This is a genomic window from Cellulophaga sp. BC115SP (assembly GCF_009905545.1).
GTDB lineage: Bacteria > Bacteroidota > Bacteroidia > Cytophagales > Spirosomataceae > Flectobacillus > Flectobacillus rivi.
The window spans coordinates 1-18,214 of record NZ_JAAALB010000009.1 but is presented as its reverse complement, the minus strand read 5'-3'; the positions used below and the strand labels follow the sequence as shown (position 1 = coordinate 18,214).

At 37.1% G+C, this 18,214-nt stretch carries 12 protein-coding genes; 9 read left to right on the top strand and 3 right to left on the bottom strand.

Annotation, left to right across the window (positions count from 1 at the left end):
* Positions 1-156: 156 nt before the first annotated feature.
* The gene (locus GVN22_RS09190) at positions 157-3,447 is read right to left on the bottom strand and encodes a glycoside hydrolase family 2 TIM barrel-domain containing protein (RefSeq protein ID WP_166550735.1); all 3,291 of its coding nucleotides are present in this window, start codon (positions 3,445-3,447) and stop codon (positions 157-159) included.
* A gap of 394 nt (positions 3,448-3,841) precedes the next feature.
* Here GVN22_RS09190 and GVN22_RS09185 point away from each other — a divergent pair, with 394 nt between their 5' ends.
* From GVN22_RS09185 to GVN22_RS09170, 4 genes are all read left to right on the top strand, one after another.
* Entirely contained in the window at positions 3,842-7,171 is a 3,330-nt protein-coding gene (locus tag GVN22_RS09185) for a PAS domain S-box protein (protein WP_166550734.1), read from the top strand.
* Positions 7,172-7,186: 15 nt separating this feature from the next.
* Entirely contained in the window at positions 7,187-7,624 is a 438-nt protein-coding gene (locus GVN22_RS09180) for a response regulator (protein WP_166550733.1), read from the top strand.
* Positions 7,617-8,642, top strand: coding sequence for a PAS domain S-box protein (locus GVN22_RS09175; protein ID WP_166550732.1), 1,026 nt, complete (start codon positions 7,617-7,619; stop codon positions 8,640-8,642). The genes GVN22_RS09180 and GVN22_RS09175 overlap by 8 nt, the downstream gene beginning before the upstream one ends.
* Before the next feature lie 110 nt (positions 8,643-8,752).
* On the top strand, positions 8,753-9,010 hold the full coding sequence (locus tag GVN22_RS09170) for a hypothetical protein (protein WP_166550731.1): 258 nt from the start codon (positions 8,753-8,755) through the stop codon (positions 9,008-9,010).
* Positions 9,011-9,109: 99 nt separating this feature from the next.
* Here the strand turns inward: GVN22_RS09170 and ccsA are convergent, their stop codons facing one another.
* The gene (gene ccsA / locus GVN22_RS09165; protein ID WP_166550730.1) at positions 9,110-12,199 is read right to left on the bottom strand and encodes a cytochrome c biogenesis protein CcsA; all 3,090 of its coding nucleotides are present in this window, start codon (positions 12,197-12,199) and stop codon (positions 9,110-9,112) included.
* A 550-nt stretch (positions 12,200-12,749) separates the two neighbouring features.
* Here ccsA and GVN22_RS09160 point away from each other — a divergent pair.
* The 5 genes from GVN22_RS09160 to GVN22_RS09140 all read left to right on the top strand — a co-directional run bounded on the left by GVN22_RS09160 (position 12,750) and on the right by GVN22_RS09140 (position 17,622).
* Positions 12,750-13,448, top strand: coding sequence for a response regulator transcription factor (locus GVN22_RS09160; RefSeq protein ID WP_166550729.1), 699 nt, complete (start codon positions 12,750-12,752; stop codon positions 13,446-13,448).
* Positions 13,445-14,833: a HAMP domain-containing sensor histidine kinase gene (locus GVN22_RS09155; protein ID WP_166550728.1), complete on the top strand. Its 1,389-nt coding sequence runs from the start codon at positions 13,445-13,447 to the stop codon at positions 14,831-14,833. The genes GVN22_RS09160 and GVN22_RS09155 overlap by 4 nt, the downstream gene beginning before the upstream one ends.
* A gap of 257 nt (positions 14,834-15,090) precedes the next feature.
* On the top strand, positions 15,091-15,540 hold the full coding sequence (locus GVN22_RS09150; RefSeq protein ID WP_166550727.1) for a hypothetical protein: 450 nt from the start codon (positions 15,091-15,093) through the stop codon (positions 15,538-15,540).
* 390 nt (positions 15,541-15,930) lie between these two features.
* Positions 15,931-16,290, top strand: a complete 360-nt coding sequence (locus GVN22_RS09145) for a hypothetical protein (RefSeq protein WP_166550726.1) — start codon at positions 15,931-15,933, stop codon at positions 16,288-16,290.
* Between the two features lie 3 nt (positions 16,291-16,293).
* Positions 16,294-17,622 (top strand): T9SS type A sorting domain-containing protein, encoded by a 1,329-nt coding sequence (locus GVN22_RS09140; RefSeq protein ID WP_166550725.1) that lies wholly within the window; start codon positions 16,294-16,296, stop codon positions 17,620-17,622.
* A gap of 242 nt (positions 17,623-17,864) precedes the next feature.
* Here GVN22_RS09140 and GVN22_RS09135 read toward each other — a convergent pair.
* The coding region (locus GVN22_RS09135; protein WP_166550724.1) for a hypothetical protein at positions 17,865-18,214 on the bottom strand (350 nt) is incomplete at its 5' end.

Sequence of the window (18,214 nt, the reverse complement as noted above, 5' to 3'; positions counted from 1 at the left end):
ACTAAAAATTGCGAGATTATCCGATAATCTCGCAATTTTTAGTTTTTATCTATAGGGAAAATAAAAAATGACTTGCCATGCAATCACTAGTTCAAGACTCAGTCGTGGACTAATTTTTTCCTCAGTTTTCTAACTGCATCAGTTAAATTGTTTGCATTAAAAAACTATCTTCTTTTTTACATTCGTAATACTTTCTTTACCCAAGCTCATTGGTTTTAGATAGAATGAATAGCTATAATTTTTGGATGGAATCTGATGCTGTTCCAGCGGAGCAGCGACGTCACTCCATGAATCGTTGCCTCCTACACCCATTTGCACAAGGTCGATGTTGAGCGTAATATAGCCTGCATCTTGCAATTTGTAGGTATGCTTAGCTGCTTGAATATTGGCTTCGGTGTATGGCCAAGCACTCATACTCAACAGGCTGTCGGCAGTAACCAACAGACCCGTTTGTTGCTTATTTCCCAAAAACATCCATCTTACATCGGTACGATTGCCATTTTCTTGCGGTACCACATAATTTTCCATGAACTCCTGAATAGGTTGAGAATAGATACCCACATCCATCCCTTGGCGCTTATCGGTATAGTTTTCCATAGGGCCACGACCAAACCATGTAATTTGCTCAAACTCACGACGAACCCCCATTTGCATACCAACTTTTGGTAGATTTGGTAATTTGTAACGAGGAGTAAAGTGATAAGTTACTTTTATAACACCTTGTGCGTTAATGAGATATTGAATGTTGACACTCGCACTATCTCCTACAAGACTGTAGTTTGTTGTGACTAAAACGCCTTTATCCGACTTTTCAGTTTTTAGGTCTTTTACCTTCAATTGGACGTTATACCATTCTTTCATTTTACGCTGAGGTTTCCAACCACGACGGTCATTGTCGGTTAATGGACGAGAGAAATGGGGGAGTAGTGGGGCGAAAATTTGCTCTTTCCCATTGAGTAAATAGGAATTTAAGGCACCAGATTCTTTTGAGAAACTGATTTTATAGCTCTTATCTGAAACAATTATTTGTTGGGAATTCTCTTCTATTTTGAGATTGGCTTTTGAGTTGCTCGAAGCAATATTTTTTGTAGTAGCTTTGATTTCTAGTTGATTACTAGCGACTACATAACCCTTAGTAGCCCAAGGCAAGGTTTCTGGCAATAAGAATGAAATCTGAATATGATATTCTGTCTCAGGTTTTAAGGATGGCAAATACGGAGCGATATTCATTTGAGAAGAACTACCTGCTTCTAGATTTAACTTTGACAATGCCACCGTTTTTACTAAATAACCATCTTCAAAAACTTGTAACTGCATATCATAATAGGATGCATTTCGACTGGCGTGTCGATTAAGAATTTGAATTTGCTTTTCCTTCAAATTACGCCAAGTTACTTCTATTCCCTGAAAAACTCTTTTCGCCTCAAACATGGCAGATTTGGGGCTTCCATCGGCATTTACTACACCTTTTATCGTAAAATTATCGAAATATTTTTCTCCAAAATCTCCACCATAAGCATAATAAGGCTTACCTAAAGAATCCGTTTTTACGAGTCCTTGGTCTTTAAACTCCCAGATACAGCCACCAATCACACGAGGGGTTTTACGGAATACATCCCAAAATTCCTGTAAATTACCAGCACTATTTCCCATCGCATGTGCATACTCACAAAAGAAAATTGGTCGTGTATCGCCATTAGGCTGATTTGCCAAAAGTTCTGGTGTGTAGATGCCTGGGTACATTCGACTGACCATATCTACATAATACTGGTCAAGAGGGTTTTGTGTTCGATGCGAGTGATCGTTGGGTTTGAGGTAACGTGGGTCTTTCGGATCCATATAGCCTTCCAATTTGGGACTTCCCATAGCTGGCTCATAGTGCACAGGGCGAGTAATATCAAAATCATGCAACCAAGCTGCCATCGCTGCATGGTTGGGACCACGACCAGCTTCGTTTCCTAAACTCCAGAAAATTATAGAAGGGTGATTTTTGTCGCGCATTGCCATGCGATTACTTCGCTCCAGATACGCACCAGTCCAAGCAGGGTCATTGCTGAGTTTACCACCCAAACCATGTGTTTCTAGATTGGCTTCGTCAATCACAAAAATGCCATATTCGTCACAAAGTTCATACAGATACGGGTCGCTAGGGTAGTGACTAGCACGAATACAATTGAAATTAAATTTCTTAATAGTCTGAATGTCAGCTAGTATGTCTTCTCTTGATAGGGCTTTCCCTTTCGTAGGATGGTGGTCTGGTCGGTTTACACCATATAAATAGGTTTCACGACCATTGATTAATAATTTGCTATTTTTAGGAGAAAAATCAATTGAGCGAAATCCTACTTTACAACTTTTCGCCTCCAAAATCGCACCTGTACTATCCTCCAGCGACATCACTAAAGTATAGAGATAGGGATCTTCGTCACTCCAAAGATGAGGTTGGTTTACTTTACTTTCCAAAATACCAAATTTGGCATTGTCCAAACGTGGATATACTTCATTGACAATACTTTCGACAGTACAAGAAAGTGGATCTGTCCAGACTGGTGCATTTTTTTTATCATAAAGTTGTGCTTTGATGAGCGTCTTTTTCGAAATAGGTTTTCCTGTAAAATTATCAATACGAGGACGAAGACTAAAAAGAGCTTCTTTGGAGTCTTTCCCTAATTTGGTTTGATAAAAGAAATCGGCAGTACGAAGGCTTGGTTCGGCGTGTAAAAAAACTTCACGATGAATACCACTCATACGCCATTGGTCTTGATCTTCCAGGAAAGAGCCATCGCTCCAGCGTATTACCCAAACGGAAAGAATATTTTCCCCTTCTTTCAAGTAGGGAGTAATGTTGAATTCAGAAGAGAGAAATGAATCTTCGGCATATCCTACAAACTTGCCATTGAGCCAAACTTTATAGGCCGAACTTACTCCTCCAAAATGTAGATTGATCGTTTGCCCCTTCCAAGAAGCAGGAACAGTAAAACTTCGCTGGTAACAGCCTACACCATTATAGTCTTTGGGTACAAAAGGTGGGTTGACAGGACGAAATGGATATACGGCACTTTTATAAATAGGTTTGTCATAACCCTGCATTTCCCAAGAAGAAGGTACTGGTATTTTTTTCCAACCTTGTACTTTTTGTTGGTAAAAATCCTGAGGTTCGTCGCCAGGTTTTAGAGCAAAAGCAAAGTCCCAATCACCATTGAGTGACATATAACGACCACTTTGCTCACGAGGTTTTTGGATTGCATCGTCGACCGTAGCATACGAGTAAGCTGTGGCACGTGAGGGCTCTCGATTAATGCCATTTATCAGAGGGTCTTCGTAAGGTTGGGCTTGGTAAACACTAGGAACAACTGGTACAGGAGCAGGAGTTTTATCAACTAGTTGAGCCAAAGAGGTAAATGGTACAAAAGCTAATACCAGCCGAGAAAAGGTAAGATATTTCATGAAAATACAATTAGATTCAAGATAACAATCTTTCCGATGTCTTTGTCGCAAACTAATTTGATACAGAAACATTGGAAGAAAGTCAAAATTAATTCTAATACTCCTTTAAAAAATTCTATATTTTTACAAGAGATTGTATGATGTTATCAGAGTTCATGAACTTTTATACAAGAATTGAAGAATAAAGTGCTAAGGTGATATACAAAATATAGTTATCATATTTAAGCTGTTTAAATTTTAGAAAATTTTCTGTCGAAAATCATTTTTAAAGTAGGTAATATATTCTATTTTGCTTTAGTAGAAAGAAAATTTGCCTGAGTGTATTCAATAATAAATTACCCATCTCTCTAAAATTGAGGCTGGACAATATTGGTTATACTAAAATAGACACAGAATGTTGGATATAATAAAGCATATTTCAAAACCCTACCTACTTTTCAAAGTTGAGCAAAATAACTTTGTGGTTGTAGAGCTAAACATAGCTTATTTGAACTACACAGGAGGATTAACCGAAATACAAATTCGTCAACAGAATTTTGAGGAATTACAGCCTCTATTTTCTCAAAACGAGATGTATTTCAGTGAAACTTTGTACTCTTTGAAAGAGGCAGTCTCTACTAAGGCTACCCATACTGTGTATATAAGTTTGAATAATACTGAGGTCGAAATTCAAAATAGTTACTTCGAAGAAAACCAGACTCAGTACATATTGCATATCATTACTATTGCCGAGAAAAGCAGTATCTATCTTCCTGAGCTTTTTGAGACGGTGGTGGCACATACCACCGATACTATTCTTATCATGGATACCTTCAAAGAAGGCTCCGAACCTAAAATTTTATTTGCTAATAAGGCGTTTTGTGACCTTGTAGGATATTCTTTGAGCGAAATTCTGGGCAATAGCCCAATGATGTTTACTGGAGCAGAAACAGATCGTGAGCAAATCGATCGTTTACGTACCTCATCGGAAAATTGCCAGCCAATACAACTGTCACTTTTAAATTATAGAAAATCTGGTGAAAAGTTTTGGTTAAGTATTTCTGTAACACCAATTTATGACAAATCAGGCAATTTGATTCAATGGCTGTCAATAGGACGTGATATAACAATTTATAAAAATGAAGAACTGAGAAAGGCGTTCAAAGAAAAAGTTCGAACGTTATTTAGACAACCCCAAAATCTCAATTTTATCCTTTCAGAACTGAGTCTTTTGATTACCCATGAGTTAGGCTTGAAAAATGTTGAGATATGGCTCAATAGTTTTACTCATGACATGATACGCTTTGGGAGTCAACAAAACTATATATTCCCCGATGCCAAAGCAGGTGCAGATTTTGCTATGAAAGCATTTGCTTCAAAGGAAGAAATGTGCGAAACCTTTGAACTACCTGATAAAAAAGTCATAGGTATTGTGATGCAAACTCCTAAAGGACTTTGGGGAGTGCTAACATTAGGAATGCCCAAAGGCTTAGTTTCAGAATTTGAGTTAGATTGGTTCAAAAAGCTAGGGGAGCTTTTGATTAATGAAATAGAGCGGAAGCAAGTTGAAGAAGAATTGAAACATATATTCGACTTTGCCCCTGATATGATTTGTGTATTGGGCTTGGATGGGTTTTTCAAGAGAGTTAATCCTGCATTTAGCGAATTGTTGGGTTATACAGAGCAAGAGCTATTGAGCAAAAAATTCTATGAATTTATCTTTCAAGGAGACCAAAATCCCACGCTTGAAGCTTTTAGGTCAGAAAAGGATTTCTCGAAAGTGTACTCTTTTGAAAATCGATATTTGACCAAATCAGGAGCAATTTTGAATATTGCTTGGCGCTCGACCATGCGCATGGATGGAAAACATTTACTAGCCATTGGTCGTGATATTACGGAGGAACGAAAGCTCCAACAATTGTTGAGAAAAACTAGTTTGATGTCTAAGATAGTAAGCTGGGAGATTAACTTACAATCTCAATACATATTTGTATCAGATACGATTCATGATGTGTTTGGCTATTCACAAGATGATTTTAAACTGACCACACTCAACAAACTCGTTGAAGTTTATCAAGAGGGGGAACATCGAGAACGCGCCTTTTTCTGTATCGACAGAGCTATACAAACTGGACAACCATGGGACGGAGAATTTATTATAATATTACCAAATGGCACCGAGCGTTGGGCTAGAATTATTGGCGAAACCGACTTTATCAACGGTAAATGCGAGCGCCTTTATGGAAGTATTCAAGATATAAATCATTCAAAAATCAACGAATTAGCTCTCCAAGAGGTGATTATTCAGAAAAATGATATTCTCGAAACAACAGGGGATACCTTTTTGATGCTCAACCAAGAGTGGGTTGTGACTTATTGGAATGCGCAGGCTACCAAACTTACAGGTATCTCAAAAGAGCAAGTCGTAGGTAAGGTAATATGGGATGTTTTCGCTGGAAGTATCGAAACTGAGATTTTTACCAATCTTGAATATGCTCGCAAAAATCTTACACCTGTGACCTTTGAGTCTTTCTATGAACCTATTAACAAATGGGTGGAGATTCGTTGTTTTCCTACCCAAGACATTATGAGCGTATATGCCCGCGATATTACTGTGCAAAAAAATGCTCATCAGCTCATCAAAGAGGAACGCAAACTATTGCGCACACTAATAGATAATTTGCCCGAGACAGTTTATTTCAAAGATACTAAGGCTCGAAAAGTAATCAGTAATCGCGTAGATTATTTATTCTTGGGAGCAGAAAACGAACAAGAGGTTTTGGGAAAAACTGATTTGGAGTTGTTTGATAACGAACTAGGCAAAATCGGATATGACCATGATTTACATATTCTTCAAACTGGTGAATCACTGTTTAATTATGGACAGTTGCATCAGACCCCAGGGAAACCAGATTTGTGGTTAGAGTCGACCAAAGTGCCCGTTAAGAATGAAAAAGGTGATATTATGGGTGTCTTAGGGATTGGGCGTGATATAACGATTCAAAAGCAACAAGAATTAGAACTAAAAAAACTTAATCTTGAGCTAGAAGAATATATCAAACAGTTGGAAGTGTCTAATACCGAATTAGAACAATTTGCGTATGTGGCTTCGCACGATTTGCAGGAGCCGCTCCGAATGATTACCAATTTCCTTTCTCAGATTGAACATAGATACGAGGCAGTTCTCGACGAGCGAGGAAAGCAATACATTTGGTATGCCATAGACGGCGCTAAGCGTATGCGACAGATTATCTTGGATTTGCTGGACTTTTCGAGGGTTGGGCGAATAGAAGAAAAAAAACAGTTGGTCGACATCAATGAAGTGCTGAACCATACCTTAAGTGTACTTCATCATGAGATTGTACATAATGAAGCACAGATTACGATTGGCTCGATGCCCGTTATTTTTTCGAGTAAATTTCGCATCGAACAAATCTTTCAGAATTTGATTAGCAATGCGCTCAAATACCGAAAACCCGATATCAATCCTGTCATAGAAATAGAAGCCAGCGAAACGCTTACTCATTGGATTTTTTCGGTAAAAGATAATGGCATAGGTATTGAAGAAGAATATTTTCAGACCATTTTTATCATATTTCAACGTCTACACACCCGTGAAGAATACCCTGGCACAGGCATTGGTTTGGCTATCGTCAAAAAAATCATTGAAATGCTGGGCGGAAAAGTCTGGGTAGAATCTATCGAACACCACGGAAGTACATTTTACTTTTCAATAAAAAAATAACCCACACGCAACACTATGAAAAAAGGACACATCCTATTAGTTGAAGATAATGAAGGAGATATTCTTCTTACTAAAGAAGCCTTTGAGCATTCATCCCTCGTCGATAAATTGAGCGTTGTTCGAAACGGAAAAGAAGCGATGGATTTTTTAACAAAAAAAGGAAAATATGTTCATGAAGTTCTACCAGATTTTGTACTATTGGATGTAAATATTCCCAAGAAGAATGGACATGAAGTATTACGATTTATCAAAAATACTGAACATATTAAGCATATTCCCGTAGTGATGTTTACGACTTCGTCGACGCCCAAAGATGTTAGTATGGCTTACGAAAACCATGCTAACTGCTACATTACTAAGCCTGTAGATGTAAAATCGTTTCAAATAACTGTAAACCAAATTGAGAACTTTTGGCTATCCTTAGTCCAATTACCGCCAAGTTATCATGCATAGAGACCCATTTCCCTACAAAGTACTTATCATTGAAGATAATATGGGAGATTTTATCCTTATTAAGGATTATCTCCACGATATGATGCGTGAGCCGCAAATCACGCATTGTCAAACTTTCAGACAGGCACAAGTAGTTTTGCAAAAGCCTGAAGAAAAGTTTGATATGATTCTGCTCGATTTGTATTTGCCCGATAAAAGTGGTCAATCGTTAATTGATGCTGTTTTATTGATTTCCAAAGATTTTCCAGTGATCATCTTATCTGGCAACTCCGATTTAGCATTTAGTGTAAAATCAATCGCTTCGGGTGTTGATGATTATCTCATAAAAGACGATTTACGTCCTACCACCCTATATAAAAGTATCATTTATTGTATTGAGCGCCGTAAAAAGCGCCAAGAATTACTCGATTCAGAACAGCGCTACAACGAGCTTTTTGACTTTAGTCCGCAACCCATGTGGGTTTTTGATTTGGAAACGCTCGATTTTATGGATGTCAATCTAGCCGCTATCAAACATTATGGCTATAATCGTTCAGAATTTTTATCAATGAAAATATCAGATATTCGTCCTTCAGAGGAAATACCTGTTTTGATGGAAGAAGTAAAAGAAACACGCGTCGTAAATCCGTATTTTGCAGTTGGAGTATTTAAGCATCTCAAAAAAAATGGTGAAATTATTTTAGTCGAAATCCGAGCCAACCCAATTAATTATAAAGGTCGAAAAGCACGGGTAGTATTAGCCAACGATATTACCGAAAAAATCAAATACATCGAGTCTATCGAGTTACAGAATAGAAATCTTAGTGAGATAGCATGGATTCAGTCACATTTGGTACGAGCCCCCTTAGCACGAATCATGGGAATTATTCAGATGTTTGAACACAATAAATTGATGCCAGAAATCGAAAAGCGAATGTTTTTTGAACATATCATTACTTCTGCCCATGAACTTGATGAATTAATCATGGAAATAAGTCAGAAGGCTTATTTAGCCAAAACAAAGGTTGAAGAGGAGTAGAGTTCGTATAAAAGACTGGTTAGACAAGATGCTTAAGGTGAACCTAAACACCAATTTAGCGCCATAGTTAACAATAGGATTGTGTCTTAAATAACGGTTTCAATTAGCGGGTGAATTATTTATTCACCCGTGACAAAAAATCTAAAATAGCTTTATGGGCTGCAATAGATAGAAACACGGTATTGTTTACTCTAATTTCCCTTCCCCCTCTTTCCGAGCAACAAGCCATTGTAGCCAAGGTGGAAGGTTTATTAGAAAAGGTAAGTGCTTTAGAAGCTGAAAACAAAGCCCAACAAGCCGAGCTTGAGCGTTTGATGTCGGCAGTATTACAAGAATCATTCAGTAATACAGTTGCTCAAACGGCGTAAGAATCTTACATGCTTTTGCACAAAATAGAAATCATCCCGAAGGTAAGTTTTGGATACTTAAATTCGGGATGATTTCTATTTTTGGTTGTTTTGTCCTACCTACTTTTTACCAAAAAGTTTTTGATATTTTAGGTAAGAAAATATGCTTAAAAGGGTCAGTACTATCACTGTGTAATAGACTGAAGGAGGAATAGGGACAGGGTCACCTGCTGCATAAGAATGAAGGCCAGACAAATAGTAGTTAACACCCAAATACGTCATAATTACTGTACCAAAACCAAACAAAGCCGCAAAATTAAAAGCATATAAACCCTGTAATTTTGGAATAAATCGCATGTGCAAGATGAATGAGTACACCAAAATGGTAACGAGTGCCCAAGTTTCTTTGGCATCCCAACCCCAATAGCGTCCCCACGATTCGTTGGCCCACACACCTCCCAAATAAGTTCCTATGCTAATCATGGCTAATCCACTCAGCAAAATAATTTCGCTGATAACGGTTAATTCTTTGATGGTTTTGAGGATATTTTCTTTATTATTTGAGTTGGCAAAAATCATTAATAGCAAATTGAGCATTCCTACCACAGCACCTAATAACAAGAATCCGTAGCTTCCTGCTTCGAGTGATACGTGGATGGTCAACCAATAGGATTTAAGAACAGGTACCAATGGCGTAATTTCGGGGTCGAGCCAGCTCATGCTTGCTACCAATAAGATGGTGGCAGCTAAAGTGGTTGTGGCGGCCAATCCTCCCAATGATTTTCTGGAAAATAAAATACCTGCCAAAGTCGTAGTCCAACCAATATAAATCATAGATTCGTACCCATTACTCCAAGGTGCTCGTCCAGAGATATACCAGCGTAAACCAAGTCCTAAAGTATGAAAAAATAGCCCAACGAATACAATCCAAAATGAAATAGAAGTGATTTTTGACTGTATTTTAACTTTTTTTACGGTTACAAATAAAAAGGTAAAGGTTAGAACCAAACTTAGAATTCCGTAGAAATTTCGAAGTCGGTTAAAAACATCTAGTTTATTCAGCAATAATTCGGATTCGAGCTTGGTTTCAGAAGGAACCAAGTCGCCACCATTCACTTTTTGAAATTCCCTTATTTTTAACAAAATTCCTGTCGCCTGTCCAAAGTCGTTACGATTAATACCTTCATTGAGCGCTTGAAAATAGGTAGTCAATAGTTGTTGCGCTTCAGTAACTTTATTGGGTGAATTTTGTCCGATATGCATAATATCAGGCAGCGACAACCAAGTATTGGTGCTATCTTGTTTTTGAGGAAAAATTCTGATTAACGTTCCCGAAAAGACCATATTCATGATATTGACCTTTTCATCTAGTTTGATGACCGCTTTTTCAAAAGTTCCTTGATCTTTTGGCATCATAGCCTGTGCCTGTCTTACAGCATCTTCCAGTAAGTATTTTCCATCTGCCGAAAAGAATGATACATAACTAAGTGTGCTGGCATCGGTTTTCAATATTTTTTTAAGTTCTGGATGGTCAGGTACTTGAATGATACTTTCCTTTTCCCATTGTCCAGGAAAAAGCAACATCGATAACAAAACCTGATCAGAGCTTAAATCGCCAATAGATGATTTTTTAGCAACTTTTCGTAAGATTTCACTGCTATGCGTATTCATTGGTTTGATACGACCATTGAAATCTTGCACAAATAGTTTTCCAAATTCTGTAGCATGATCGGCAGGAATTGGCGAAGTAGTATCAGCATAAACGGCTCCAACTGAACTCAAGGAAAGTAAGCAGAATATGATGAGAGATTTCTGATATTCTTGAAGTTTTTTAATCAATTGCGCAAAACGGCTATTCTTCATAAAGAAGGTCATCACCATTCCAATTGTTAGTAAGAAATAACCCAAATAAGAGAATAGCGTGCCCCAATAATCGTGGTTTACGCTTAGATAAGTTCCTAACTTATCATTATCATACGAAGATTGGAAAAAACGATAGCCGTCATAATCCAAAATATGATTCATGTAAATTCTGGTGTCTTGATTCACATGGTTAGCTTGGTCGATAAGCTTTACTTCACTAGCATACGAAGAAGGGTTTTCGGTGCCAGGGTATTTTTCTAGCTCAAAATCTTTACACAATAACGAAAAGGGAAGTACTTCCTGTTTTGAGCCGTAACTAATTGACACATTGGTGTTTCCAAATGTCAAAACCTGTGGCTTACCAGCTTCTCCCTTACGACCAGTAACCATCACTCTTTGGGCTTGTCCGTTGACTTTTACGGTCATATTTAGCCCAACCATGCTTTCGTTTTTGATTTTTTTCGAAGAAGATTCAATAGAAACGATACCTTTTGAGACAAAATCTCCAATCACAAAATTGCTTCCACCCACACTATACAAGGAGCGCAAACGCAAAGGATATTTCCCGCCAGCTTGTAAGGTATCTTGCTTTTGGGTTGCCATAACAGTTTGACTTACTGTTTGATTAACAGAAAAAGATAATGTATCTGCTTCTAAGAAAACATTAAAGGCATTTGGTAAAACCTGATTGGTGAAATTGAAATCAACGCCATTGATTTGCATTTGCTCACCTTGTTTTACAAAATATTCCTCACGACCGCCAGCGCCAGCTACCACTACTTTTATCATGGCTTTACCGTTGGGACTATCTATGGCTTTTTGAACAGGATTTGGAATAAATTTATCAAGATTGACTTCTACCAAATTACTTCCAATTTGATAAGAATTACTAAATGAGTTATTTCCTAAAGAAGAGAAAAAGACAGGCTCGTCAAAAGAATATGATTTGTCATTTTGTTGAACTTTAAAAATCAAGAACGTTTCGGCAGACAAATAGGTATTCGAAGTTTGTCCCTCACGAATATGCATCATGCCCTCCGTGCCAAAATAACGAGTAATACCAGCCCCAATCAAAATCACAATAATGGCCAAGTGAAAAGTAAGCGAGCCCCATTTTTTGAGCTGTATCAGCCTGTAGCGCTGAATGTTGGCAAGAATAGAAGCACTGAACAAGAATAACAAAATTTCAAACCAAAGACTTCTGTAAATAAGTGCTTGAGCAGAACTTGTTCCAAAATCATTTTCTATAAAAGTACCCACACCAATGGCAATCGCAAAAAGTAATAGATATGCACCAGCAGCTCTAGTAGAAGTAAGTGTGTTAAAAATATTTCTAATAATGTTCATTGTAGTTAGGATGTGCTAAAATCTTGACAGCTTTTTTATCATAATTATTTTGTAAATGTACTTAGCGTCTTTGATTTTATCTACAAATTCTGATGAATTCTAATTTCTGTCTATACAACCAATTTGCAAATGAGCCATCGTTATCACAAGTCACAAACCAATACTTTATACCTAGATGGAATAGCGAATAAAATGGTTGGGTGAAGGGATAATTTTTTTTGAAAAAAATTACTCAGTCAATATTAAGTCTTGGACTTATCTGTTAAAAACAGTTTGTTTGGAGCATCTCCAGCAAGCATAATTGAAGACTATTTGCTTTGCGTTTGCATAAACTTATCTTTGTGCTTTGGTATTTTTAGGGTTTTAGCTAGAAAAATGGATACCCAATAGCTATATTTTAGTGACAAGAGTGCGTATAGTACCTGTATATCGGTGATAAATTTTGATAGTATCTTGTTGATTATGAATAAAATATATTAACAGATATACGATTAACTAATAACTTCTTTTACCTAGTTAGTGCCAAACACCACATACAAAAACAAAAATTATGAAACGTATTTTGCTGATTGAAGACGAAATCAGCGTTGTTACATTTATTAAAAAAGGGCTTACAGAAGAAGGATATGAAGTTTCGGTTTCGCTCACTGGCGAAGTAGGATTTCAGATGGCATCGTCATTTCAATACGATTTGATTATTCTTGACATCATGTTGCCCGACAAAAATGGCTTGGAAGTATGTAAATCCATTCGTCAAAATAATGTAAAAACGCCTATACTTTTCCTGACTGCGTTAGGAACAACCGAGAATGTTGTTATTGGGCTCAATGCAGGAGCAGATGATTATTTGGTAAAACCTTTTAAGTTTATAGAACTTCACGCGCGTATCAATGCTTTAATTCGTCGCAACGAACAAAGTGGCTCTGATGATTCGCAAGCGCCTCAACATATCTATCAAATCGACGATTTGGTAATTAATGATGACTCAAAAGTGGTGACTCGAAATAGCGAAAATATTACGCTTACCGCTACTGAGTATCGATTGCTATTGGCGCTAATACGTAACCGAGGAAAAGTGCTATCTCGTTTGGATTTATTGGAAAGTGCATGGGACATAAACTTCGATTTGGGGACAAATCTGGTGGATGTCTATATCAATTATTTAAGGAAAAAGATTGATGCTCAGTCACCAAACAAGCTTATTCATACTGTTGTAGGAATGGGATATGTTCTAAAAATCAAGTCATGAAAACACGTACCAAAATGGCGAGCATCTTCTTTACAAGTTGCTTGCTTATCATCTTATTGTTGGGGACTGCGGTGTACTATTCTTTTGACAAATATTCCCATGTTGATTTTGATAAACGTGTACAAACCCGTGCCATTATTGCCAGCAAATATTATTTAGAAAAAGATACCAATAAGTCGGAGGCTTATAAAATGATTCGAGAGCAGTTTTTTGAAAAACTGCACAAAGAAAAGGAAATGGTGATGCAGCTAGAGTCCAACAAAAGTTTTGACTTTTATGCTTCAAAATACCATTTGCCTGAAGAGCTATTAATTCAGATAAATGTAAAAGGAAAAGCTACGTTAAGGGACGGCGATGTGGTGTACTCTGGTCTAAAATATAGCCAAGGTGATAAAACTTCTATCGTTGTAGTTTCTGCCGAAAATTATTTTACTGCACACCATTTAGCGTATCTACGAAATGTATTGTTGATAGCCATTGGGTTAGGTACGTTGCTGACACTCTATGTGTCCATTTATTTTTCAACACACATTTTTGACCCAGTAAAAAAAATCACTGACAAAGTTCGCCAAATAAGTACCGATAATATTCATTTGCGACTCGAAGAACCTACCAATAACCATGAGATTGGGGAGTTGGCTAGTACTTTTAATCAGTTACTCGATAGATTAGAAACGGCTTTTGAAATCCAAAAAAACTTTATCAGTAATGCTTCACATGAGCTAGGAACGCCCCTCACGGTTATAATTGGCGAGGCTGATTTAGCTTTAAGAAAGGAGCGTTCATCTGAGGTTTATCAAGAAGCAATACAAAATATTTTAGCGCAAGCCGAGCGTTTAGACCATATCACCAAATCGTTATTGTTTTTGGCGCAAAGCGGTTATCAGGGCGATAAACCAACTCGTGAAATCGTTCGTACTGATCAATTGTTGTGGGATGTCAAAGAAACATTTGATAAACTTTCGCCCAAAAATCATATTATCGTTGACCTAAACGAAGTCCCTGACGACCCTAAAAGGCTGAAAATAATGGGTAATAGGCAATTATTATTGGTGGCATTTTCCAATATTATTGGAAACGCCTGCAAATATTCCCATTACAAGCCCGTAACGATTTCTATAAAAGCCACTGATTCGGAGGTGATTATGGTAATAAAAGACCAAGGCATAGGTATTCCTGAAGAAGAAATTTCTCAGATTTTTAACCCTTTCTTCCGAGCTTCAAATACCCAACTTTTTGAAGGATACGGCATTGGTTTACCACTTTCTAAAAACGTTATCAAAATGCATAATGGACAAATAAAGGTCGATTCTCAGGTGGGTGTTGGGACTACGTTTACGATTCGTTTTCCCCATATTTTAGCTAAAAAGACGATAAGTGTTTGATAAAGTTAACAGGTTAAACTTTAGGAATTTTGCCTGCATTAAGCTCGAGGCTTTATGCCGTAGGCCAAAAATTAAATAGCATTTCTCATGAAATAATTGAAAGATTTTTGCTTAATGCCTACGGCTTACAGCCTAAAGCCCATCAATCAAACATCCGAAATCCACAATCGTCCACGTTTCTTTAATCCCTTTCTAATACGACTCTTAACTAGCACTAATACTGTTTGAGGAAGTTTGCATAAACAATCTTGAAGTTTATGCAAAAACATATCAGACTCCTTATTCCTGTAGATTTTACCAATGCTACTCTTCAGACCATTGAGTGGGCGCTATCGGTTTTTGATGAAAATCCTGTAGAAATAGTCTTACTATTGGCTCGTGAAATGGAATATTCGATAACGGAAATGATTTTGTATAGACCCAAACCCTTCCTTGACGAAGTATTTACGACCGATTTCAAAGCTTCTATTTCTGAGCTTCGTCAAACCTATTCAAAGACTTTAGCAAAAATTCATGTAGAAGTATTTCACGGAAACACCGTGCAAGCCATGAAGAATTTTCTGGAAATTTATACGATTAATTGTATTTGTTTACCACCTACTGGCTTGTATAAACCCATAAAAGATAGTTTTGACCCCAGAAAATTGCTGCTGAAGTCTAATATATCGGTTATCGAAATGCCATTATATACATCTGTAGCGGTCTGAAATATTAGTATTACAGCCTTTGTTGGAGTTGTCTCCAACAACTGTGCGCCAGCCACAAGTCAGCTAATTTATGCCCTCATTACTCGGCTTGTTGCTAACGTTAGACTCGTTGGAGATAACTCCAACGATGGCAGAATTTATACTCTCACTACTCTGCTTGTTGCTAACGCTAGACTCGTTGGAGAAACTCCAACGAGTATGGCATAATTATTACAGCCTTTGTTGGAGTTGTCTCCAACAACTGTGCGCCAGCCACAAACTAACTAATTTATGCCCTCATTACTCGGCTTGTTGCTAATACGAGACTTGTTGGAATTTCTCCAACGAGTACGGCATAATTATTGACAGAAATTCGAAGGTTCACCTGTTAAATCATAACCAAACATAGCTATGAAAATTAGAAGATTATTAGTGTTCACTCTATTAATATTGATATCATTTGCTTGTTCAAAGCAAGATATTGTCAACGATACTGTGTGCGGGGTTATAAACCCTGTAACAAACCTTCCTTGGTTAAAGGAGTTTACTGAGAAAATGCAAAAAGGTGATTATGGAGATTGTAGTAGGTGTGTGATGTATTTGGAAAAATATAAATCACGTGATATTCTCGTTGTAGAGAATTTTCCTGATAATTGTGTTTTGTGTGAAGTTAGGGAATGTGATGGCACTTATGTGAAATTTAAGGACTTTGAGGAAAATCAAAACTTTATAAATAGTTTAAGAAAAGATATAATTATTTGGAAATATTAAGATATGAAAAAACATTTTATTTTTACAATTGGAATTTTGTTCGGATGTGCTTTCTGCAATGCACAAGATACACAAACTGTAATATATACACCCAAAGGTTCTTCGGTTACTGCATACAATATGGCACAGGAATCTGATGCTGACAGACAAGCTATTGATGATTATTATGCACTGGCATACCCTAACGCAACACAGATCAAGAGTGGTTCTCCATTACTTAGTTCATCGAGAAAGTATAATTGTCATGGTTATGCTTGGAATATAGTAGAAGGTGGTTCAGAACTCTGGATAGGATATAATTACACCACTGACGAAGATATTTATATGAGTGATGGAAGTTATGTGCAAGTTTGCAATGAGACATATCCTGGTAAAGTTTCTTGGGGTTCTGGAGACCATTCTGCTATCACGACATCCTCTTCAGGGGTGTTCCAATCAAAATGGAACAGATATCCCCTCATGAGGCATGCATGGAATTATACTCCTTACGGAACAAGTAATCTCAAGTATTATGTGTCAACTAATATATCGGGGTCTTTGTCTTTACTATGTTCGGGGTCAAGAACATTTAGTATGCAAAATATTTCTGGAGCCACATATAATTGGATAACCAGTAGTACTCTATCTATCATTGCAGGACAAGGAACTAATCAAATAACGGTACAACAACAAGGAAGTAACTCTGGTATTGGGTGGGTAGAAGTGCAAGTTAGTACACCTTGCTCAAATACTGTTTCAACTAGGCGTACAAACAATTTTGAGGTTGGCTTAGCAAACGCTTCCTTAACAATTATAGGAGTTGCTCCTTATGGAGCTATAGATGCCAATGCAAGTCCCCTAAACGGTTCAATCTACAGATGGTATGTAGATAATAATTTAGTAAAAACGGGAACAACGCCATACGGTACAGGTATTCCGGGAGGTAGTTGTGGACAGTCTCATTATTTGCGTGTCTCTGTCGAAAATGGCTGTGGGGTTTCTCCTCTCTCTCCCGTAGTACCCGGTAATTATCCTTCGGGACCATATTACTCTTATCCTTGCTCTTATTACAAAGTATATCCAAACCCTGCTAGTGATCAGCTTACAATACAATTTGAAAACTCTAAAAATTTGAATGAACAAATTGAAAATATAGATTTATATCAGGAAAGTTCTGGCAAAGTATTAAAGTCAATCTCAAATCAAGAATTATACAATATAGATTCGTCTAGTGATGGTAGCAAATTACAGCTTGATGTCAAAAATCTACCTCGTGGTGTTTATTACCTACATATTAATCCCAAAAAAGAATCTGAACAACATATAGAAAAGATTAGAATATTACTAGAATAACTTCAATCTTATATTAGACTTTATCACGGTTTATACTTAGTAGGTTTAATCAGCCATGATACCTACAGAAAATACAGTCCATTTGGATAGGTAAAATCGCAAATTAGCAAAATTTGAGGTATTTGTATATCTCTAGAAATCGATGATGATTACAATTTTGTCCTATATCAAATAAACCGTGATAAAGTCTATTATATTCTGATTTTCTTACAGCTGAGAATCATCTGTATTATCTTTATTCATTACCAATAATACTCTTTCTTTTCCTCTGGAGTACCTTCATTTATCCATCTTTCATATACGTACGTCCCATCCTCAAGATATCCGAACACCCCATCAGGTCTCGTTCCATTTCCAAATTGATAGATAGGAATACCATTATAATAGTCTAAAATGGTTTTTGTATCAATACCGTGTTGGTTTGGCTGTGGTGTATAAGGGTCAGTGGTGAATGTCCATGTACCATTTTGTTGGTATTGATATACAATTGTTCCATCGTAAAGGTATCCAAACGTAAATTGCCCCGTAGGTCGTTTTGAATCCTTAAGCTTGTACACGTCTTTTCCTTCCCAGTTTATTTGCACTGTTGCTG